The sequence below is a fragment of the Nocardia sp. NPDC050630 genome (assembly GCF_044457245.1).
Lineage (GTDB): Bacteria > Actinomycetota > Actinomycetes > Mycobacteriales > Mycobacteriaceae > Nocardia.
Map to the genome: position 1 here is coordinate 55625 of NZ_JBITGN010000005.1, position 17363 is coordinate 72987.

Genomic DNA, 17363 nt, shown 5'->3' on the forward strand with positions numbered 1-17363 from the left:
CACCGTAGCGTCCAATACCGAACAGCGTCGTTTGGGAGGATCAATGCAGGTAGCGGTTATCGGCGGGACCGGGGTACTAGGGGCCTCGGTGGTACGAGAGCTGAATGCGCGCGGACATCGGGTTCGCGTGGTGAGCCGGAGCGCCCCGGCAGATCAGACCGTGGAACACCACGCCGCGGATCTCGCCACCGGCTCCGGCCTGGAGCCCGCACTGGAGGGCTGCGACACCGTCGTCGACGCGGTCAGCGCGCGCAGCCGAACCCGATCGGTGATGGTGGATGGCGTGCGTCGCCTCCTTGCGGCCGAGCAGCAGGCAGGTATCGGCCACCACGTCGAAATCTCCATCGTCGGTTGCGATCTCGTCCCCTTCGGCTATTACAACGCGAAGGTGGAGCAGGAACAGGTGGTCACCACCGGCGAGATTCCCTGGACACTATTGCGCGCCAGCCAATTCCACGAACTCGTCACCGGAATCCTCGCCGCGTCGGCACGCTGGCGGATCGCACCGCGCTCGACGGCGAAGATACAGCCGATCGATGTCGACGCCGTAGCGACAAGGCTCGCCGATGCGGTGGACAACGGCCCGGCCGGACGCGTCCCGGATATCGCCGGTCCGACCGTGCATACCCTCACCGAACTCGCCGACATCTACCGCGAACACACCGGCCGCAAGTTGCTTGCGCTCCCGGTGCCGATCCCGGGACGCGCTGGCCGCGCCCTTCGGTCCGGCGCCCTCTGCCTGGACGGCAACGGCGACGCGATCGGCATCGGCTACGCCGAATGGCTCTCCCGTCGACCTACTCGCTGATCAACCCTGCTGTGCGTCCCAGGTCGGCCAGCATCGCATCGAACAGGATCTCCGGATTCGACAGCGGGATCGGATAATTCCCGAACACCTCGAGTGTGACGTGCCCGTAGAGCCGGGCCCAGATCTGAATCATCAGATACGTCACACCGAGGTCGAGCTTTTCGGCTGGAAATTTCTGTCCGGACTCCGAAAGCGCTGCCAGCAGCTCGGTTTGGAACAGTACGAGGTCCTCGCGCAGCTCCGCCGGAATCACGTCGGTCGGCGGTGTCACGACATCGTAGGTGGCCAGCAGCCGTCCGGCGGCAGCGAGGAAGATCCGCCCGAACGGTTCGTCGAACCGGCGCAGCATGCGCGCGCGGCCCGCACCCGGCGAGGCGAACACCAAGGTGAATTCCCTGGTGTGTGCCAGCGCCCAGCGCCGGAATCCCTTGCAGATGGCGAAGAACTGCACCGCGCCGTCATCGGGCAGCATGGCGATCTGCTCGGACAGCTCGGCGGCGAGGTCCTCGCAGAACTCCAGGCGCAGACTCTCCAACAGGTCCTCGCGCGAGTTGTAGTACCGGTACAGCGCGGGCGCGGTTATGCCGAGTTCGCGCGCGATCGCCCGCAGCGTGACCGCATCGGGACCGTGCTCGACCAGCAGTGCGCGGGCCACCCGGCGGATATCCGCATCCGAAACCACCGGTGCCCGCCCGCGCGGCTTGGCGCTGTTCATAGGGGAATTCAAGCGTATTCGACCTCCCAGCGCTTGATTCCGTTCAACCAACCCGAGCGCAGCCGTACCGGATCGGAGACCTGACGCAGGTTCGGCATCACATCGGCGATGGCATTGAACATCAGATCGATCTGCAGCCGGGCCAGGTTCGCACCGACACAGTAGTGCGTGCCGGTGCCGCCGAAACCGACGTGCGGATTCGGGTTACGCAGCACGTTGAAGGTGAACGGATCCTCGAATCCGTCCTCGTCGAAATTGGCCGAGCTGTAGAACAGCCCGATGCGCTGTCCCTTCTTGATCTGCTGGCCGCCGACCTCGGTGTCCTGGGTGGCGGTGCGCTGGAATGCGGTCACCGGGGTGGCCCAGCGCACGATCTCGTCGGGCGCGGTGCGGGGCCGCTGCTCCTTATAGAGCTCCCATTGGTCCGGATTGTCGACGAAGGCCTTCATGCCGTGGGTGATCGAATTTCGAGTGGTTTCATTGCCCGCGACCGACAGCAGAATCACGAAGAACGCGAATTCGTCCGAGCCGAGCTGCTCACCGTTGATATCGGCATTGATCAGCTGGGTGACGATATCGTCGGCCGGGCATTTACGCCGCTCTTCGGCCATATTCCAGGCGTAGCCCATCACCTCCGCGGTGGCGGTGTGGTGATTGCCGTCGAACTCCGGATCGTCGTAGGAGATCATCTGGTTGGTCCAGTCGAACAGCTTCTTGCGGTCGTCCTGCGGCACCCCGATCAGTTCGGCAATGGCCTGTAGCGGCAGTTCGCAGGCGACTTGTTCGACGAAGTCGCCGCGCCCGGTCTGCTTGGCCTCGTGCACAATCCGGGCCGCGCGGTCGGTGAGCGCCGCGCGCAGGCTCTCCACCGCACGCGGGGTGAACCCCTTGGAAATGATGCGGCGGGTCTTGGTGTGCTGCGGCGGATCCTGATTGAGCATCAGCATATTGCCGAGCATGTCGATCTGCTCGCGGGTGGTTTCCTCGTTGAACCGGATGATCGCTGTGTTCTCGTGTGAGGAGAACACCTCCGGGTTCTTCGAGATCTCCTTGATGTGGTCGAGCTTGGAGATGACCCAGTAGCCGCCGTCATCGAAGCCGCTGGCCCGGCCGGACTGCGCGCACCACCAGACCGGGGCGGTCCGGCGCAGCTCCGCGAATTCCTGGATGGGCAGGCGGGTGGACAGCAGGTCCGGGTCGGTGAAGTCGAATCCCGCGGGAATCGACGGGGTGGTCACGGTCACGGCTATCTCCTACCGGTCTGGCATGGGCTGCAGACCTCACGACGTTGTGGGGACACGTTCCGAAGCCGATAAAACCACATATCCAGTAGTTTGTGAATACCGTTTAGTAAACCCCGTTAACTTCAGTTGCGACAGCGGTGCGGTCACCGTAATTGATAGCTATCAGCTATAAATAACTCTCTTGATCGCTTATCCACGAAACCGTGGACGCGACCGAGCGGACCAGCCTGTAATGGGACCAACATGTCACTGTTCGGAGGTCCCCCATGCCCAGCCTGTACGAGCACGCCGGTGGCGACGAGGCATTGCATCGCGTCGAAGAAGCCTTCTACGACAAGGTGCTGGCCGATCCGGTGCTGAAAACCCAGTTCACCGAACGCCGCCCCACACACGTCGACCATCTCACCTGGTTCACCGCCGAATCCTTCGGCGGCCCGGACCGTTTCACCCGCAATCTCGGCTTCGACTACATCATCGCCGTACACCGCGGCCTCGAAATCACCGACGAACAGCGCGAGCGCTTCGCCAAGCTGTATCTGGAGGCGTTCGAGGAGGCGGGGCTGTTCGACGATCCGGCCTTCCGGGACGCGGTGCGCGAGCATGCCGAATTCGGCGCGAAAGTGGCACAACAGAATTCGCATGCCAGATCAGATGCCGAACTGCATCCGATCCGCGCGGTGCCGCACTGGACCTGGGACGGCGACGACCGGCCCCCACCTACCCCGTCAGGCGCTTGACCAGAGCCAGTAGCAGAAACGGCACGGTGGCGGAAACATCGGCCGTCTGCTCTTCTGGTGTGCCGCGGGTATGGGCCGCGACCGCGAAAGTCTCGCCGAACGATGCCGAGGCCACCTCCAGCGGTCCGCTGTCCGACCAGCCCCATTTGCTGCCCTGGACACCGGGCAGCCGCGCGGTCCCCCAATCCTGTGCGGTGCCGTCGGCCGCCTGCGCACCCGCCGCGGCCATCCAGCCGAAGATCGGCGAACCGGGTTCGGTGCGCTTTTTGGTCGCCAGGAAGGTGGCCACATCCGCGGTGCTGGTGTACGACATGCCCCAGGCCGGGCCCGATTTTGTAGCGGTCAGATGGTATTCCGCGGCGATGGCATCGATCGCCTGTGGATACTTCGCGCCGAGTGCGTCGGCCGCGGAGTCGTCAGAATAGCGAATCATCCGTTCCGCCAACGCGAGGTCCGTCGCCGAACCGTCGCCTCGATGCAGCGCGTAGTCGACCATATAAAGCTTGACCAGTGACAAGCCGGTGCGCATCTCGTATTCGTTGCTGGTGCCCCACTGCACACCGGGCAGCACCGAACGGAAGGAGAACGCGGTTCGCGACGGCACACCGTCCTCATCACCCACCTCGGCGGCGGCGACGGGTGCGGCGAATACCAGCACCGCCGCGACGGCGAACGAGATCGGGAAAGTCAAGCGGCCCATGGTTGCTCGCCTCCTACGGCACTACAGTTGGGGCAGGCGGTAGCCAATGCCCGTCGGTGGCAATATCTTTCGGCGCATACAGCCCTGTAGTCAGCGAGAACTGGCCGGATGCCGGAATAGGCAGCCAGTTGCCCGGTACGCTCACACCCGGAGCCTCCTGCTGCACAGTGAGTTCGACCGATCGGTTCTGCGCGCGACCTTCACGAATCTCCTTCATCCGACTCGGTTCAGACTGGGCGGCTGCCAGCGACCATCGAGCGCGCGCTCCTCGGGCACATACAGGCGAAGCGCCAGCCGGAAGGTGCCGGTTTCCGGGATTGGCAACCAATTGCCGTACGGCACATCCCTTCCCGGTTCGGCAGCCTGGATGGCGAGTTCCACCGAGCCGTCCGGCAGCGGTACGACGGGACGCTGATGACCGACCGAGTAGATGCCCGCAGGGTTCGGCACCAGAAGGCGCTCCGCTGTGTAGGCGGTCAGCGACCAGAAGGCCCGCGCGGGCGGCGTCTGGCCCGGGGGAAAATGCAACCGGTACGAGCGCGGCGCACCCAACTCCCCCGCATTCGCGCTGATCTCCGGATAGACGATGTCTTCCGGCAGATTCGCTCCGAGTGCGGTCCACGCAGTCGAGGCACGCAGTGAGTAGTCGGTGCCGTAGGAGCCGAGATTCGTCGCGAAACCCCAGCCGTTCTCACGTCTGGCTTTGGGATTGGCGTAGTCCGGGATGCGCATCTGGCCAGCCGCCACCGCCGCGTTGAGATCGGCGACCGGAGCATAAGCCGTGCCGCCCGGCTGGATGCCGACCTTCGAAAACCGCTGCAACGCGGGGGCATCGTCGCGGGTGGGCGGGTTGGTGAGCATCAGTGCGCAGAGCCGGTCGAAGAAGGTGCGCCCGTCCATGCGCGCGACCTCCTGCGGAGGTGCGATCGGCGCGGTCATGAGTGGGTTGATCACCGGAGTCGGCCGGTCACCGCGCAACCAAGCGCTCAACGGTGCGAGCAGCACCTGCCGCTGCACACTCTCGGCGGCAGCGAAATCGGCCTCGCCGCGCAGTTCGACGCGCCCGATCAGCCATGCGGTCGCGGTGGGCATCGCCAATCTGGTCAAGTTATCCGGCAGCGCACCAGCCCAATTGGGGCCGGTGATCACATAGCCGTACGGCGGATCCTGCCCGGCGCGCACCCGAGGTGCGACGCTGCTGGGATTGTGGGCGGTATTGGTCCATGCATCCAGGATCTGCATGAGCCAGTACCGGTCGCCGTCCATCGGCGGAACCTGCAGCACCACCGGTTCGGTACCCACGTCGAGCCAGGCCGTGGCATAAAGGGTGTCGATATTCGGCATAACCACCGTATTCATCCCGGGATTAACCGGGCTGACGGCCCAGATCCGATTGGCGGGTACGGCGGCGGTATTCGACTGCAGCGTGACATCCATCAACACCAACGGATATCCATAGATATAGGCGTCGGTCGCGATCGAACGCGGATCACTCGGCGGCACACTACTCGAACTCGCCACGTTATCGGAGTCCGTCGATTTGCCGCACGCGACCAAGCCCGCGCCCGTAACGGCACCGGCCAGCAGCACAGATCGCCGCGACATACTCATGCCTTCTCCCTACTTTCCCGATCAGGTCGGACAACTTCGAGAGAGATCAGCCGGAGTATAGCCACATATTTGCCATAAATCGGTCAAGCGGCGATGCGGCCGGGATTTCGCCGATCAGCCGGTACCGAGAATCGAATTCATAATCGTGCCCGCACTGGTGGCCACGAGACCGCCGATCATCGCTCCCGCCACCATCTTCGGCGATTGCATTGCACTGCCGCTCCATTTCTCCCAGGCGAACCGGCCGCCCGCATAGATGATGCTGATTATTCCGGACAGCAGGGCGAACCAGGTCAGATAGCGCACCATCTGCAGCAGCTTGTCCGATAGCGGCGGAGCTTGCGGCGTCGGATTCTGGATCTGCGCCAACGTCGCATAGGCATCGCCGATCGACATCAGATCGATGTTCATCGTCTACTCCTCGACTATCACGCCCTTTCCATGATCCGCACAACGAGTGTTCTCGCAAGCGCGCAGGCATCGTGACTGCGCGGTCGCCGAGAAACCGATACCATCGCTCGCAGAGCGCGTTAACCCCCTGTCCCGCATCCAGAATGAGCTACACGAGATGATCCTGGCCACCGTTTTCGACACTTGGGCGCAGATCGGCAACCCCACCCCCGAGGCCCCTCCGGTGTCCGACAAGATTCTTCAACTGGTCCGCTACTTCACCTGGTTCGTGCTGCTCGCCGGCATTTGCGCCATCATCTACGCGGGTGGTCGCTTCGCCTGGGAGAAGTGGAGCGGCGGCGGTCTGGAATCCCCGAAGATGGTGGCCGGGGCCATGATCGGCGGTGTGATCGCCACCAGCGCGGGCACCATCATGAACGCCGTCATCGGCTGAGTCCGCGACTTCGGCTGCGGGCCGGCAGCATTCAGCCCAGAATGCCCGCCTGCCCGGCCGCGCGCAGCCAGTCCGGGAATTCGCCCAGCAACCGGGCATACAGCTGCGCGTCGTCCACCCGGTCTATGTCGTCGAGGGCGAAGAAGACCGCGTTGTCCACGACCCGGTCCGACATCTCGTCGAGGGTGCGCAGCAGGCCATAGTTCGCCCTGCCGAGGCCGACGAACTGCCAGAAGGCGGGCAGTCGGGACGCATCGCGCATGAGTGCGGCGATCTCGCGCTTCTTCGCGAAGCCGCCATCGGTGAAGAACAGCACCAGCGTCGGCCCATCCCCGTGTCGCAGCGAGGCGACGATCTCGCGCATGATCGGCAGTTCGTCATTGCGGCCGCCGATCCTGGCGTAGTCGATGCCCTGGTGAATGCCGGTGAGGTGCAAGAAGGTCTGGGCCCACGCCTCGCCGTGCTCGACGGTGATGTCCGGCAGTTTCGCGAACGACATCATGCCGAGACATCGGCTGGGGCGATGGATCGCACCGAGACAACGACATTCGACACCGCGAGCGGACCGTTTTGTCCCTTGACGAGTGAGATGCCCACCGCGACTCCTTGCCGGACCCGATCGAACCCGTACTGACTAGGCGTCTCACAGACCCCGGAGCAGTGTCAATACATCCAATGCCGTGTCGACGGAGTCGCTGAGCAGCCGGATCTCGGCCGTGGTCGGATCGTGCAGTCGAGGATCCTCCAGAGCCAGGCCATTGCCGTAGATCACCACGTTGTATCCGAGATCGGCGGCCCGAAGCAGCGGCCCGGTCGCCACGCCCGCACCGAGCAACAGGTCCAGACCCTCGCCGACGAAATAGAACCGCCACAGCGGACCGAGATCACCGTTGTAGATCTGCTTGGTCCGATCAATGATCACCTGGCCGGAGGCTGCGATGGCGTCCACAATCTTGAAGTAGTCGGGCGCGTTCTCCGGCCTACTCGCAACCGTCGCGACCGAATACGCGAGATCAACACTCAAATGGGCGTTGTAGCCCGCCATGGCGACGCGGGCAGGGGATACCTCGCACCGGCCAGCGAGTGCGAAGTACCGCGCCCACTGCGGCTCGACCGGCGCGCCGATGAATGCCGCATGCACATTGACCAGGAATCGCCGCAGCAATTCCAGGCTGATCGCATGCGCGTACTCCCGATCCTGGAACGCACCGGGGTCACGCTGCAATGGCATTACCGCCACCTGCTCCACACCGTCGAGTCCGAGCGGAAACAGTCCGCGCCGATCCCGGTGCGCGACCAGAATTTCGGTGATCTCATGGTGGCGCGTAACCGCGGTCTCCAAGCGCTGCGAAGCATCTCCGGTCAGCGTGCTGGTATCGGAGAGTTGCGCGATGGTGTCCAGTTCGCCCACCGACAGCGGAGTGCCACAGAACGCCGGATCAACCGGCTGCGCCGTAGCCCTTGGCATCAGCACGACGGTCATCGCGGTAATCAGCCCGAAGACGGCCGTGCGCAAGGAAGCTCGCATCGCCGAAGTCTAAGCGTGATTCAGGTTTCCGCTGAGTCGTGACACGTCACCCCCACGGATTCGCGGTCACCGTAGTACTACCGCCTCGAGCGTGACCAGCCGAAGGTCAGGGCTACGGCGCGTTTCCAGTTGTCGTATTCGTCTTCGCGGTGAATAGGGTCCATGTGCGGGATCCATTGACCGGCGAGGCGCCAATTGCCGCGCAGGCCTTCGAGATCGGGCCAATAGCCGACGGCCAGTCCGGCGGCGTAAGCGGCTCCGAGCGAGACGGTTTCGGCGACGAAGGGGCGCATGACGGGGATATCGAGGACGTCGGCGACGATCTGCATGAGCAGGTTGTCGGAGGTCATGCCGCCGTCGACCCGCAGGTTGCGGGCTTGGAGTCCGGAGTCGGCGTTCATGGCGTCGACGACTTCGCGAGTCTGCCAGGCGGTGGCCTCCAGGACGGCCCGGGCGAGGTGGCCCTTGTTGATGTAGGAGGTCAGGCCGATGACGAGGCCTCTTGCGTCACTGCGCCAATGCGGGGCATACAGGCCGGAGAAAGCGGGCACGATATAGCAACCGCCGTTGTCTTCGACTGTGCGAGCGAGGGTTTCGATCTCGGGTGCGCTCGACACCAGACCGATATTGTCGCGCACCCACTGCACCAGCGAGCCGGTGACCGCGATCGGTCCCTCCAGCGCGTACACCGGTTCGGGTTCGATCTGATAGCCGATGGTGGTGAGCAAACCGTGCGAGGATTGCACCAGCTCACGCCCGGTATTCATCATCAGAAAGCCACCGGTGCCGTAGGTGCACTTGGTTTCCCCACGGGTGAAACAGGTTTGGCCGAACAGTGCGGCGTGCTGATCGCCGAGCGCGGCGGCGATTCGGATGCCGGGCACCACACGGCTGGTCTTCCCATAGGACGCGGTCGAGGGCTGAATGCTGGGCAGCATCGCGGCCGGAATTCCGAAGAACTCCAGTAGTTCTCGATCCCAGGCGAGTGAGGCGATATTCATCAAGAGCGTGCGGCTGGCATTGGTGACATCCGTGCGATGTACACCGCCGTCCGGTCCGCCGGTCAGATTCCAGATCAGCCAGGTCTCCATGGTGCCGAACAGCACCTCCCCGCGCTCGGCCCGTTCCCGCAGGCCCGCAATGGTGTCCAGCAGCCAGCGCAGGCGCGGCGCGGCGAAATAGCCGGCGAGCGGCAGGCCGCACAGTTCACGGATCCGTTCCGCACCAGGCTTGCGCTCGAATTCGCGCACCAGCTCGTCGGTGCGCACGTCCTGCCAGACGATCGCCCGCCGAATCGGCACACCGGTGCGGCGATCCCACACCACCGTGGTCTCGCGCTGATTCGCGATGCCGATGGCGGCAACCTGTGCCGCGGCGATGCCGGAATCCCGCAGCGCCTGCGGCACGATCCGCTCGACATTGCGCCAGATCTCCAGCGCATCCTGTTCGACCCAGCCGGGCCGCGGATAGTGCTGCTGGTGTTCGCGCTGTGCGACGCCGACCAGGCGGGCGCGCTGATCGAACAGGATGCACCTGGTGGAGGTGGTGCCCTGGTCGATCGCCAGCACATAGCGTTGCGACATCGGTTACTTCCTGTCGGAGGGCGATTCGGTTGGTCGAGCCGGGCGAAATTCAGTGTCCCGCACCGAGATCCCGCGATACCGCATGCGCGGCCTCGCGGACGTGCCCGACCAGCGTCGGCCGGTGCCGCAGTTGCGGATCACAGAGCCGATCGACCGGTCCGCTGATCCCGATAGCACCGACCACGAGTCCGCCGTGTGTCCGGATCGGCGCCGCTATACCGGCCACCCCGGACCGGAATTCTTCGGTCTCCCCCGCCCATCCGGCCTGCCGAACCGCGGCAAGCGCCCGGGTGAGGGCCGCCCGATCGACAATGGTGCGTCGGGTGAGCGACACCAGTTCAGCACCGCGAACAGCGGCGGCGAGCTCGGCATCATAGGCGAGCAGCACCTTGCCGAGCGCGGTCGCATGCGCCGGTAAGAGTTCACCGACCTCGAGCGCCTGTTCGGTGTGGTCCGGCCGGAAGACGTGATGCACGACCACCACGCTTTCGTCCGCCGCGGCACCGATTCGCACCGACTCCCCGGTCCGCGCGGCCAGGGCATCGGCCCAGTTGATCGCCCGCGAGCGCAGTTCATTGTTGTCGAGATAACTCGTGCCGAGATGCAGTACGGCCGCGCCGAGCTGGTACTTGCCACTGGCCTGATCCTGTTCGACGAATCCGACACCGTGCAATGTGCGCAGGATGCCGTGCGCGGTCGGCTTGGCAAGCCCGAGCGCGCCCGCGATTTCGCCGACCCCGAGACGGCCGGAACCCCGAGCGAGCAGCTGCAGGACGGCCGCCGCTCGTTCGATCGATTGGATCGGACCGGGCATACGCGGAAACCTATCCTCGCGATTCGACGATGTCGAACGCCATGACCATCACAACCGTTCGGCATTGTCGAACGCACGCTATGTCCGTTTCGGAAATCCGGCCGTAACGTCGCCTGCGGTGGCCGCAACCGCGGCAGAAAGGACGGCGATGAGCCAGTATGTCGGCGCCATCGATCAGGGCACCACGAGCACGCGCTTCATGGTGTTCGACCACGGCGGCAATGAGATCGCCCGGCATCAGCTCGAGCACGAGCAGATCCTGCCGCGAGCGGGGTGGGTGGAGCACAACCCGACCGAGATCTGGGAGCGCACCCGCTCGGTCATCGTGTCCACCCTGAACAAAGCGAATCTCGTCTCGAGCGATCTGGCCGCGGTGGGCGTGACCAATCAGCGCGAAACGACCGTGGTGTGGAATCGCCGGACCGGGCGGCCGTATTGCAATGCCATCGTCTGGCAGGACACCCGTACCGACAAGATCGCCGCCGAAATCGAACGCGCGGGTCACGGCGAAATCATCCGCCGCAAAGCGGGTTTGCCGCCCGCCACCTACTTCTCCGGCGGCAAGTTGCGCTGGATCCTGGACAATGTGCCCGGCGTCGCCGCCGACGCGGACAAGGGCGAGGCGGTCTTCGGCACCACCGACACCTGGCTGCTGTGGAATCTCACCGGCGGCATCGACGGTGGCGTGCACGCCACCGATCCGACCAATGCCAGCCGCACCATGCTGATGGATCTGGAAACCTGCGACTGGGACGACGAGCTGTTGTCCCTGTTCGGAATTCCGCGCACCATGCTGCCGACCATCGCACCATCATCGAATCCGGAACTGTTCGGCAGGACCCGCGCCGACGGACCGTTCGGCGGCGCGGTGCCGCTGGCGGGTGTGCTCGGTGACCAGCAGGCGGCCACCGTCGGTCAGGTGTGCTTGCGTCCCGGCGAGGCCAAGAACACCTACGGCACCGGAAACTTCCTGCTGCTCAATACCGGAACCGAACTCGTGCGCTCCCGACACGGACTGCTCACCACCGTCGCCTACCAGTTCGGCGCCGAGAAGCCGGTGTACGCGCTGGAGGGTTCGATCGCGGTCACCGGCTCGGCCGTACAGTGGCTGCGCGATCAGCTCGGCATCATTTCCGGTGCGGCACAAAGCGAATCGCTGGCCAGGCAGGCAGAGGACAACGGCGGGGTCTACTTCGTGCCCGCCTTCTCCGGCCTGTTCGCACCGTATTGGCGTTCGGACGCACGCGGTGTGATCGTCGGGTTGTCGCGCTACAGCACCAATGCCCATCTCGCACGGGCCACGCTGGAGTCGATCTGCTATCAGACCCGCGATGTCGTCGAGGCCATGGAGGCCGATTCCGGTGTGCGCCTCGACACCCTGCGCGTGGATGGTGGCGTCACGGCCAACGAACTGTGCATGCAATTGCAAGCCGACTTCCTCGATGTGCCGGTCTCGCGGCCGGTGGTCGCCGAGACCACCGCACTCGGCGCGGCCTATGCCGCCGGATTGGCCGTCGGATTCTGGAGCGGCACCGACGAACTCGTACAGAACTGGCGCGAGGACAAGCGCTGGACCCCCACCGGAACCCAGGAGCAGCGCGAACGCGGTTACGCCCGTTGGAAAAAAGCGGTCTCACGCACGCTCGACTGGATCGACGTCGACGACTGAACACTCGCAGACTCAGTAGTACCGAAACAAGGAGACATACCGTGTCCGCACGTTTGGACTCGAACTATCGCACCAATGCATTGAACACATTGGGCGACAACGAAATCGACGTACTCGTTATCGGCGGCGGTGTGGTCGGCGCCGGCGCCGCCCTCGATGCCGCCGCACGTGGTCTGACCGTCACCCTGGTCGAGGCAAGGGATTTCGCGGCAGGCACCTCGAGCCGCTCGAGCAAGCTCATCCACGGCGGCCTGCGCTATCTGGAGCAACTCGACTTCTGGCTGGTGCGTGAGGCTTTGAAGGAGCGGGGTCTGCTGCTGCACCGACTCGCCCCGCATCTGGTGCGCCCGGTGTCGTTTCTGCTGCCGCTGCAACACCGGGTCTGGGAGCGCGCCTACATCGGCGCGGGAGTCGCGCTGTACGACACCATCGGTGGCGCCAGGGCGCTGCCCATGCACCGGCACCTATCGCACAGTCGCGCAATGGAATTGGCACCCGCACTGCGCGATGACGCGATGATCGGCGCGATCCGCTACTTCGACGCACAGGTCGACGACGCGCGCCACACCATGACCATCGCCCGCACCGCCGCCCAGCACGGCGCGACGGTACTGACCCGCACCAAGGTCACCGGTCTGCTGCGCGACGGTGAGCGAGTGATCGGCGCGCATGTCACCGATGTGGAGACCGGTCGCGAATACACCGTGCGCGCCCGCCGGGTGATCAGCGCGACCGGCGTCTGGACCGACGAGATGAACAAGATGACCGGCGTGGATTTCCCCTTCCACGTCCGCATGTCGAAGGGCGTGCACATCCTGGTCCCGCGCGAGCGGCTCGACCTGGATACCGGTCTGATCATGCGCACCGAGAAGAGCGTGTTGTTCGTGATTCCGTGGGCCCGACACTGGATCATCGGCACCACCGATACCGATTGGGCGCTGGACAAGAATCATCCGGTGGCCAGCGATGCCGATGTGCAGTACATCCTCGACCACATGAATGCGGTGCTGCGAGAGCCATTGACCCGCAACGATATTGTCGGCACCTACGCGGGTCTGCGGCCGCTGCTGTCGGGCGCGTCCGCCGAGACCGCGACGCTCTCGCGCGAACACGCGGTCGCGGAACCGGTTCCTGGTCTATTCGTGATCGCGGGCGGTAAGTACACCACCTACCGTGTGATGGCCGCCGATGTGGTGGACGCGGCCGTCAAGGGGCTGGGTCGCGCGGCCGCCCCGTCGGTGACCGAACACCTGCCGCTGCTCGGCGCGGTCGGATACCAGGAGCTGGCGGCCGATGTGAACAGCGTCGCGCAGCGGGCCGGTCTGCCCGTCACGACCGTCGAGCATCTGCTCGGTCGCTATGGCTCGGGCATCGGCGAGTTGTTCGATCTGATCGCGGCCGAACCGGAGTTGGCCGAGTCGCTGCCCGGTGCCGGTGCATACCTAGGCGCCGAGGTCGTCTATGCGGTGACCCATGAGGGCGCACTGCATCTCGACGATGTCCTGACCCGCCGGACGCGTATTTCGATCGAAACCGCCGACCGCGGCCTGACCGCCGCACCCGCGGTGGCCTACCTCATGGGCGCCCGACTCGGCTGGGATGCCGCGACCATGGATCGGGAGATCGCCCGCTACCGCGAGCGGGTAGAGGCGGAGTTGGCCGCGAACAAGGCGGCCGACGATGAGTCGGCCAATGCCGCGCGCTTGGTCGCCGTCGCCTGAGTCCCCGGGGCGCGCGGTATGGATTCCTACCGCGCGCCGTCGGCGTCAGATGTCCGAACCGCCGTAACCCTCGGGTGTCGATTCGTCGGTTTCCAACTGCTCCTCCTGCGGATGTTCGTCGGCATGCGTTGGTTTGCTGTGCTCGTCCGCGAAGTCGCCCTCGGCGTTCTCGGTTGTCCGCGGATCGATCTTTCGTCCGGTCATGCTCGTCGTATACCCCGGCGCCGGCTCCATAAATTGCCACATCACATATTCATCCGGAAGATCGACTGTTCCGAATGTAGGTAAGTAACAATCCCTCGTTCGGAATGAGGTTATTTATGGGCAAACATCGAGCGCCAGCGCGGATCCGCCCCATAGGTCGACGAACCGCCGCACTCACCTTGGCAAGTGCGGCACCGCTATCCGCCATCCTGATCAGCGCCGGACCCGCGACCGCTGACTCGCAACCAGTAGGCAATAGGTTTGTCATCGAGCCATCGGCTCCGGTCGGCGACAACATCGCATTCGCATCCTTGCCGCTGTGGAGCGCCACCGCACTGGTGGCCGATCCCGACTCCGCCGCGCCTGCCCCCACCGACAGCGTGGACGCGACACGACCCGACCAGGACCCACAGACGCCTGTCACCGACAATCGCATTCATATCGGCAATCTGCAGATGGAGCGCCCGGACTGGCTGCCGCCCGAATACGCCGCCCAGATCAACGATGCGACCGGTGATGCTAAAACCGCACTGTCCCAGGGAATTCAGTCGGGTGGAACCGACCGCGCCCGCTCCGACCATGTCGCCGATACGATGATCGGCGACGCCCTCATCGGCGCGTCGGTGGGTGCCACCCTGGCGTCCCCGCTCGCGGCCACCAGTGCGCTCGTCGGCGCGGCCTCGGGTTTCATCGCCGGAATTCCCTTCCTCCCCGCGGGACTGGTGGTCGTCCCCGTCATCGGGGCGGCCATCGGCTACGGGGTGATCGCCGTACCGGCCGCGGCGGCCGGCGCAGCCGTCGGCGCTGCGGTCGGCGCGATCGAAGGTGCAGTCACCCCGATACCGCTCCAGGAGCAACCGACAATCGCATAACGTACGTTGCGCGGCAATTGCCAGGTATGACCGTTGCCGCGGGTGGACAATCCTCGCGTGAGCCCGTTACGCCGAATCAGCCGCGCGGTGCTGGCGTTCCTGCTGGTATTACTGGCCGGCACCGTCGGCTACCTGATTCTCGGGTTCGGTTTGCTGGACGCGCTCTATCAGACGGTCACCACGATAACGACCGTCGGCTTTCGCGAGGTCCACCCGCTCAACGCCGCAGGTCAGCTATTCACGATGGTGCTCATCCTCGTCGGCGCGGGCACCGCGCTGTACATGTTCGGTGTTCTGCTCGAGGCGCTCATCGAAGGACATCTGCGCGAACACATGGAAAGGCGACGGATGGACCGGCGCATCGACCGGATGTCCGGTCATATCATCGTGTGCGGCTGGGGCCGCGTCGGCCGAGCATGCGTGCAATACCTCAGCGGGCTGGGTAAACAGATCGTCGTCGTAGATCGCGATCCGGCGCGGCTACAGGATCTCGAATATCCCAATGTGCTCGGCGATGTCACCGATGACAGCGTGCTCGAGACCGCCGGTATCCAACGCGCCCACGCCTTGATCGCAGCGCTGGACGCCGATGCCGACAATGTCTACGTGACCTTGTCGAGCCGGGCGCTGCGCCAGGACCTGGTCATTATCGCCAGGGCGCGCACCGAGAGTTCGAAGTCGAAACTGCTTCGGGCCGGAGCGAACCGGGCGGTGAACCCACAGTTGATCGGCGGTCGCCGAATGGCGGCGTTCGCACTGCAACCCAATGTCGCCGAATTCCTCGACGTGGTCATGCACGACGAAACACTCGACTACCGGGTCGAGGAGTTCGATATCGTCCCGGACTCGCCGTTGGTCGGCCGCACACTGAAGGACATCGCATTGCGCCAGACCACCGGCGCACTCGTGCTGGCCATTCGCACATCCAACGGGCAGTTCATCGCCAACCCCATCGGCGAAACCGTACTCGCGGCGAACTCGATTCTGATCGTGTTGGGCACAGCCGCCCAACTCGATGCGATACGCGGGCTCGGCGACAAATAGTTCGAGGGGGTGCCGCTGTGCGGCACCCCGACAACGCCTAGTCCAGCAGAACCGGCAGCGTGCGATGTCCGTTCGAAATGAAGCTGCCGACCGGCGCCAATTCCGATGGATCCACCGCCAACCGCATATTCGGGAAGCGCTCGAATATGGCCGGAAGCGCGATCGTCGCCTCCAGCCGAGCGAGCGGGGCGCCGATGCAGTGGTGCGCGCCGTGCCCGAAGGACAGGTGTTCCTTATTGACCCGCTGCAAGTCGAACGTCGCGGCGGTGGCACCGTGCAGGTTCGGATCGCGCCCCGCCGCGGCATAGGACGCGAGAATCGCCTCGCCCTTGGGAATTCGGATCTCGCCGAGCTCGATATCCTCGACCGCGTAGCGCAGCGGCAGATGCGCGACCGGCGCCTCGTAGCGCAGCGTCTCCTCCACCAGATCCGACCACGGGACCCGGCCCTCGATCAGATCGGCGCGCTGCTCCGGATGGGTGAGCAGGATGAAGATCGCCTGGTCGAGCAGATTGACCGTGGTCTCGTGACCGGCATTGATGACCAGCATCAGGGTGTCGACGAGTTCCTTCTCGCTCAGCTGCGAGCCGTCGTCCTCGTCGCGGGTGGCGATGAGGACGCTGGTGACATCGTCGCCCGGAGTCTCGCGCCGGTAGGCCACGAGTTCGCTGACCAGCCGGTACATCTCGAGGTAGTTGGCCTGTGCTTCTTCTGGGCCGAACGAGGTGTCGAAGAAGCCGTCGACGCATTTACGCAGGCCGGGACCGAGGTGTTCGGGCACACCCATCATTTCGGTGATGATCTCGATCGGCACCGGATAGGCGTAAGCCTCACGCAGATCGGCGATCTCGCCCTGCGGCGTGGCCGCGAGCGCGTTCAACAGCCCCTCGGTGATCGCCTCGATGCGCGGACGCAGCGCCGTGGTACGGCGGTGGGTGAATGCGGGCGAGACCAGTTTGCGCAGGCGACGGTGGTCGCTACCGTACGCGGTGAACATATTGTCGACCGCGACCCACGGCAGCAGCGGCCACTCCTCGGTGATCTCGCCATTGATGAACGAAGCCCAGTGCTGTCGTGCGTCTTTCGATACCCGCGGATCGGCGAGCAGACTCTTGAGCACGGCGGCATCGGTCACCGACCATGCGGGCACCCCACCGGGCAGGGCGACCAGCGCGACCGGCCCGCGCTCCCGGATCCGCTCGTTCTCGCCTTGGATATCGGCGCCGGTCAGATCCAGGACCAGCGGTTCATGCTCCATCGTTATCTCCT

General features: G+C 64.8%; 19 protein-coding genes. 7 read left to right on the forward strand and 12 right to left on the reverse strand.

Annotated elements, in window-relative coordinates; translation table 11 throughout:
- Nucleotides 1-43: 43 nt before the first annotated feature.
- Nucleotides 44-808: an SDR family oxidoreductase gene (locus ACIBG0_RS15170; RefSeq protein WP_397032803.1), complete on the forward strand. Its 765-nt coding sequence runs from the start codon at nt 44-46 to the stop codon at nt 806-808.
- On the opposite strand, the gene ACIBG0_RS15175 is transcribed toward ACIBG0_RS15170, so the two are convergent.
- Together ACIBG0_RS15175 and ACIBG0_RS15180 are read right to left on the reverse strand one after the other, a co-directional pair.
- Entirely contained in the window at nt 798-1523 is a 726-nt protein-coding gene (locus tag ACIBG0_RS15175) for a TetR/AcrR family transcriptional regulator (RefSeq protein ID WP_397032805.1), read from the reverse strand. The genes ACIBG0_RS15170 and ACIBG0_RS15175 overlap by 11 nt on opposite strands.
- An 8-nt stretch (nt 1524-1531) precedes the next feature.
- Nucleotides 1532-2761, reverse strand: a complete 1230-nt coding sequence (locus ACIBG0_RS15180) for a cytochrome P450 (protein ID WP_397033402.1) — start codon at nt 2759-2761, stop codon at nt 1532-1534.
- A 272-nt stretch (nt 2762-3033) separates the two neighbouring features.
- Between ACIBG0_RS15180 and ACIBG0_RS15185 the strand changes: the two genes are divergently transcribed.
- Entirely contained in the window at nt 3034-3504 is a 471-nt protein-coding gene (locus tag ACIBG0_RS15185; protein WP_397032806.1) for a group II truncated hemoglobin, read from the forward strand.
- On the opposite strand, the gene ACIBG0_RS15190 is transcribed toward ACIBG0_RS15185, so the two are convergent.
- The 4 genes from ACIBG0_RS15190 to ACIBG0_RS15205 form a co-directional block, all read right to left on the reverse strand.
- The gene (locus ACIBG0_RS15190) at nt 3485-4204 is read right to left on the reverse strand and encodes a hypothetical protein (protein ID WP_397032808.1); all 720 of its coding nucleotides are present in this window, start codon (nt 4202-4204) and stop codon (nt 3485-3487) included. The genes ACIBG0_RS15185 and ACIBG0_RS15190 overlap by 20 nt on opposite strands.
- 13 nt (nt 4205-4217) lie before the next feature.
- The gene (locus ACIBG0_RS15195; protein ID WP_397032809.1) at nt 4218-4421 is read right to left on the reverse strand and encodes a DUF1214 domain-containing protein; all 204 of its coding nucleotides are present in this window, start codon (nt 4419-4421) and stop codon (nt 4218-4220) included.
- Entirely contained in the window at nt 4418-5815 is a 1398-nt protein-coding gene (locus ACIBG0_RS15200) for a DUF1254 domain-containing protein (protein WP_397032811.1), read from the reverse strand. Before ACIBG0_RS15200 ends, ACIBG0_RS15195 begins: the two co-directional genes overlap by 4 nt.
- Before the next feature lie 114 nt (nt 5816-5929).
- Nucleotides 5930-6226 carry a hypothetical protein gene (locus tag ACIBG0_RS15205; protein ID WP_397032813.1) on the reverse strand — a complete coding sequence of 99 codons (297 nt, stop codon included), beginning with the start codon at nt 6224-6226 and terminating at the stop codon, nt 5930-5932.
- Nucleotides 6227-6383: 157 nt separating this feature from the next.
- On the opposite strand from ACIBG0_RS15205, the gene ACIBG0_RS15210 reads away from it, so the two are divergent.
- A complete protein-coding gene (locus tag ACIBG0_RS15210) occupies nt 6384-6659 on the forward strand; it encodes a hypothetical protein (protein WP_397032815.1) in 276 nt (91 codons plus the stop codon).
- Nucleotides 6660-6690: 31 nt separating this feature from the next.
- Here the strand turns inward: ACIBG0_RS15210 and ACIBG0_RS15215 are convergent, their stop codons facing one another.
- The 4 genes from ACIBG0_RS15215 to ACIBG0_RS15230 all read right to left on the reverse strand — a co-directional run bounded on the left by ACIBG0_RS15215 (nt 6691) and on the right by ACIBG0_RS15230 (nt 10584).
- Complete coding sequence (locus ACIBG0_RS15215; RefSeq protein WP_397032817.1) at nt 6691-7161, reverse strand: VWA domain-containing protein; 471 nt, start codon at nt 7159-7161, stop codon at nt 6691-6693.
- Nucleotides 7162-7302: 141 nt separating this feature from the next.
- Nucleotides 7303-8187, reverse strand: a complete 885-nt coding sequence (locus tag ACIBG0_RS15220; RefSeq protein ID WP_397032819.1) for a DUF5995 family protein — start codon at nt 8185-8187, stop codon at nt 7303-7305.
- Nucleotides 8188-8264: 77 nt separating this feature from the next.
- A complete protein-coding gene (gene glpK / locus ACIBG0_RS15225) occupies nt 8265-9770 on the reverse strand; it encodes a glycerol kinase GlpK (protein ID WP_397032821.1) in 1506 nt (501 codons plus the stop codon).
- A 49-nt stretch (nt 9771-9819) separates the two neighbouring features.
- Nucleotides 9820-10584 carry an IclR family transcriptional regulator gene (locus ACIBG0_RS15230; RefSeq protein WP_397032823.1) on the reverse strand — a complete coding sequence of 255 codons (765 nt, stop codon included), beginning with the start codon at nt 10582-10584 and terminating at the stop codon, nt 9820-9822.
- A gap of 148 nt (nt 10585-10732) precedes the next feature.
- Here ACIBG0_RS15230 and glpK (ACIBG0_RS15235) point away from each other — a divergent pair, with 148 nt between their 5' ends.
- Both glpK (ACIBG0_RS15235) and glpD read left to right on the forward strand, forming a co-directional pair.
- Complete coding sequence (glpK, locus tag ACIBG0_RS15235) at nt 10733-12253, forward strand: glycerol kinase GlpK (RefSeq protein WP_397032825.1); 1521 nt, start codon at nt 10733-10735, stop codon at nt 12251-12253.
- Nucleotides 12254-12294: 41 nt separating this feature from the next.
- Nucleotides 12295-13974, forward strand: a complete 1680-nt coding sequence (gene glpD, locus ACIBG0_RS15240) for a glycerol-3-phosphate dehydrogenase (RefSeq protein ID WP_397032827.1) — start codon at nt 12295-12297, stop codon at nt 13972-13974.
- Nucleotides 13975-14019: 45 nt separating this feature from the next.
- Here the strand turns inward: glpD and ACIBG0_RS15245 are convergent, their stop codons facing one another.
- Nucleotides 14020-14178, reverse strand: a complete 159-nt coding sequence (locus tag ACIBG0_RS15245) for a hypothetical protein (RefSeq protein ID WP_327096614.1) — start codon at nt 14176-14178, stop codon at nt 14020-14022.
- A 116-nt stretch (nt 14179-14294) separates the two neighbouring features.
- Here ACIBG0_RS15245 and ACIBG0_RS15250 point away from each other — a divergent pair, with 116 nt between their 5' ends.
- A complete protein-coding gene (locus ACIBG0_RS15250) occupies nt 14295-15050 on the forward strand; it encodes a hypothetical protein (protein ID WP_397032829.1) in 756 nt (251 codons plus the stop codon).
- 57 nt (nt 15051-15107) lie between these two features.
- Nucleotides 15108-16094: a potassium channel family protein gene (locus ACIBG0_RS15255; protein ID WP_397032831.1), complete on the forward strand. Its 987-nt coding sequence runs from the start codon at nt 15108-15110 to the stop codon at nt 16092-16094.
- Nucleotides 16095-16131: 37 nt separating this feature from the next.
- Here ACIBG0_RS15255 and ACIBG0_RS15260 read toward each other — a convergent pair whose 3' ends face one another.
- Nucleotides 16132-17352, reverse strand: a complete 1221-nt coding sequence (locus ACIBG0_RS15260; RefSeq protein WP_397032833.1) for a cytochrome P450 — start codon at nt 17350-17352, stop codon at nt 16132-16134.
- Between the last annotated feature and the right edge of the window lie 11 nt (nt 17353-17363).

Bases quoted from the DNA above. Each gene is read 5' to 3' on its own strand.
- ACIBG0_RS15170 (WP_397032803.1), top strand. From the start codon at position 44: ATGCAGGTAGCGGTTATCGGCGGGACCGGGGTACTAGGGGCCTCGGTG.
- ACIBG0_RS15175 (WP_397032805.1), bottom strand. From the start codon at position 1,523: ATGAACAGCGCCAAGCCGCGCGGGCGGGCACCGGTGGTTTCGGATGCG.
- ACIBG0_RS15185 (WP_397032806.1), top strand. From the start codon at position 3,034: ATGCCCAGCCTGTACGAGCACGCCGGTGGCGACGAGGCATTGCATCGC.
- ACIBG0_RS15190 (WP_397032808.1), bottom strand. From the start codon at position 4,204: ATGGGCCGCTTGACTTTCCCGATCTCGTTCGCCGTCGCGGCGGTGCTG.
- ACIBG0_RS15195 (WP_397032809.1), bottom strand. From the start codon at position 4,421: ATGAAGGAGATTCGTGAAGGTCGCGCGCAGAACCGATCGGTCGAACTC.
- ACIBG0_RS15200 (WP_397032811.1), bottom strand. From the start codon at position 5,815: ATGAGTATGTCGCGGCGATCTGTGCTGCTGGCCGGTGCCGTTACGGGC.
- ACIBG0_RS15205 (WP_397032813.1), bottom strand. From the start codon at position 6,226: ATGAACATCGATCTGATGTCGATCGGCGATGCCTATGCGACGTTGGCG.
- ACIBG0_RS15210 (WP_397032815.1), top strand. From the start codon at position 6,384: ATGATCCTGGCCACCGTTTTCGACACTTGGGCGCAGATCGGCAACCCC.
- ACIBG0_RS15215 (WP_397032817.1), bottom strand. From the start codon at position 7,161: ATGATGTCGTTCGCGAAACTGCCGGACATCACCGTCGAGCACGGCGAG.
- ACIBG0_RS15220 (WP_397032819.1), bottom strand. From the start codon at position 8,187: ATGCGAGCTTCCTTGCGCACGGCCGTCTTCGGGCTGATTACCGCGATG.
- glpK (WP_397032821.1), bottom strand. From the start codon at position 9,770: ATGTCGCAACGCTATGTGCTGGCGATCGACCAGGGCACCACCTCCACC.
- ACIBG0_RS15230 (WP_397032823.1), bottom strand. From the start codon at position 10,584: ATGCCCGGTCCGATCCAATCGATCGAACGAGCGGCGGCCGTCCTGCAG.
- glpK (WP_397032825.1), top strand. From the start codon at position 10,733: ATGAGCCAGTATGTCGGCGCCATCGATCAGGGCACCACGAGCACGCGC.
- ACIBG0_RS15245 (WP_327096614.1), bottom strand. From the start codon at position 14,178: ATGACCGGACGAAAGATCGATCCGCGGACAACCGAGAACGCCGAGGGC.
- ACIBG0_RS15250 (WP_397032829.1), top strand. From the start codon at position 14,295: ATGGGCAAACATCGAGCGCCAGCGCGGATCCGCCCCATAGGTCGACGA.
- ACIBG0_RS15260 (WP_397032833.1), bottom strand. From the start codon at position 17,352: ATGGAGCATGAACCGCTGGTCCTGGATCTGACCGGCGCCGATATCCAA.